We start from the raw sequence: 2515 nt of genomic DNA on the forward strand, positions 1-2515 counted from the left end.
CTTTTGGGGTGATGGCGTGCCTTTTGAAGAATGAGCCTGCGAGTTAGTGGTGCGTGGCGAGGTTAACCCGTGTGGGGAAGCCGTAGCGAAAGCGAGTCTTAAATGGGCGTTTTTTAGTCGCGTGCTCTAGACCCGAAGCGGGGTGATCTACCCATGGCCAGGTTGAAGCGATGGTAAGACGTCGTGGAGGACCGAACCCACCTAGGTTGAAAACTGGGGGGATGAGCTGTGGGTAGGGGTGAAAGGCCAATCAAACTCCGTGATAGCTGGTTCTCCCCGAAATGCATTTAGGTGCAGCGTCGCGTGTTTCTTGCCGGAGGTAGAGCTACTGGTTGGTCAATGGGCCCTCACAGGTTACTGAGATCTGCCAAACTCCGAATGCCGGTAAGTTAGAACGCGGCAGTGAGACTGCGGGGGATAAGCTCCGTAGTCGAGAGGGAAACAGCCCAGACCATCGGTTAAGGCCCCTAAGCGTGTGCTAAGTGGGAAAGGATGTGGAGTTGCTCAGACAACCAGGAGGTTGGCTTAGAAGCAGCCACCCTTGAAAGAGTGCGTAATAGCTCACTGGTCAAGTGATTCCGCGCCGACAATGTAGCGGGGCTCAAGTACACCGCCGAAACCGTGGCATTACAACGTTTATCCAAGCCTTTGTGGTTCAGGAGTTGTGATGGGTAGGGGAGCGTCCCATGTTGAGTGAAGCTCTGGTGTGAACCTAGGGTGGACGGCATGGGAGTGAGAATGCAGGCATGAGTAGCGAATGACAAGTGAAAAACTTGTCCGCTGATTGACTAAGGGTTCCAGGGTTAAGCTAATCTGCCCTGGGTTAGTCGGGACCTAAGGCGAGGCCGACAGGCGTAGTCGATGGATAACAAGTTTATATTCTTGTACCGGCGCTAGACCGTCCATGCTGAATCAGATCTACTAACCTCCACTTAAAGGGTTTTTTACTTTCTTCGGATTGTTTCTTACTCTTTTTGTGTTGGGACCTGGTTTGTTAGTAGGCAAGCGTATTAACAGGGGTGACGCACAGTGGTAGCCTCCGCGTACTGATGGAATAGTACGTTTAAGACCGCAGCCCGTTTCCTAGGCAAATCCGGGGAACGTGAGGGTGAGGGTTGATGATGACACCGTATGGTGGAAGTGGGTGATCCTGTGGTGCCAAGAAAAACCTCGACGCGAGGGATAGTGCCGCCCGTACCCCAAACCGACACAGGTAGTCAGGTAGAGTATACCGAGGCGATCGAGAGAATCATGGTTAAGGAACTCGGCAAAATGCCCCCGTAACTTAGGGAGAAGGGGGACCACCCTGGTTGGACTTGTCCTGCTGGTGGTGGTCGCAGAGAATTGAGAGAAGCGACTGTTTACTAAAAACACAGGTGCGTGCGAAGACGTAAGTCGATGTATACGCACTGACGCCTGCCCGGTGCTGGAAGGTTAAGAGGAACGGTCAATCACACTTGTGTGGTGAAGCTGTGAATTTAAGCCCCAGTAAACGGCGGTGGTAACTATAACCATCCTAAGGTAGCGAAATTCCTTGTCGGGTAAGTTCCGACCTGCACGAATGGCGTAACGACTTCTCTGCTGTCTCGACCATGAACTCGGCGAAATTGCAATACGAGTAAAGATGCTCGTTACGCGCAGCAGGACGGAAAGACCCCGGGACCTTTACTATAGCTTGGTATTGGTGCTCGCTTGGACTTGTGTAGGATAGGTGGGAGACTATGAACCAGCCACGCCAGTGGTTGGGGAGTCATCGTTGAAATACCACTCTGGTTCAAGTGCGCATCTCAACCTCGGTCCGTAATCCGGATCAGGGACAGTGCCTGGTGGGTAGTTTAACTGGGGCGGTTGCCTCCTAAAATGTAACGGAGGCGCTCAAAGGTTCCCTCAGCCTGGTTGGTAATCAGGTGGCGAGTGTAAGTGCACAAGGGAGCTTGACTGCGAGACTGACAGGTCGAGCAGGTGCGAAAGCAGGAACTAGTGATCCGGCAATGGCTTGTGGAAGCGTTGTCGCTCAACGGATAAAAGGTACCCCGGGGATAACAGGCTGATCTTGCCCAAGAGTCCATATCGACGGCATGGTTTGGCACCTCGATGTCGGCTCGTCGCATCCTGGGGCTGGAGTAGGTCCCAAGGGTTGGGCTGTTCGCCCATTAAAGCGGTACGCGAGCTGGGTTTAGAACGTCGTGAGACAGTTCGGTCCCTATCCGCTGCGCGCGCATGAAACTTGAGAAGACCTGTCCCTAGTACGAGAGGACCGGGACGGACGAACCTCTGGTGTGCCAGTTGTACTGCCAAGTGCATCGCTGGTTAGCTACGTTCGGAAAGGATAACCGCTGAAAGCATCTAAGCGGGAAGCCTGCTTCAAGATGAGGTTTCTTTTGAGGCTCCCAGCAGACTACTGGGTAGATAGGCCGGACGTGGAAGCACCGCAAGGTGTTCAGACAAGCCGACCGGTACTAATCAGCCGACAACTAACAAAAACCACACCCAAAAAGCACTTATCAGTGCAAAA

Annotated in this window: 1 rRNA gene (cut by a window edge); it reads left to right on the forward strand. The window is 53.2% G+C overall.

Features of this window, described 5'->3' with window-relative positions:
- Window positions 1–2483, forward strand: a 23S ribosomal RNA gene (locus BSR28_RS06870); it begins 710 nt to the left of the window's first position.
- Window positions 2484–2515: the final 32 nt, after the last annotated feature.

Origin of the sequence: Boudabousia liubingyangii, assembly GCF_001907245.1 — a bacterium.
GTDB lineage: Bacteria > Actinomycetota > Actinomycetes > Actinomycetales > Actinomycetaceae > Boudabousia > Boudabousia liubingyangii.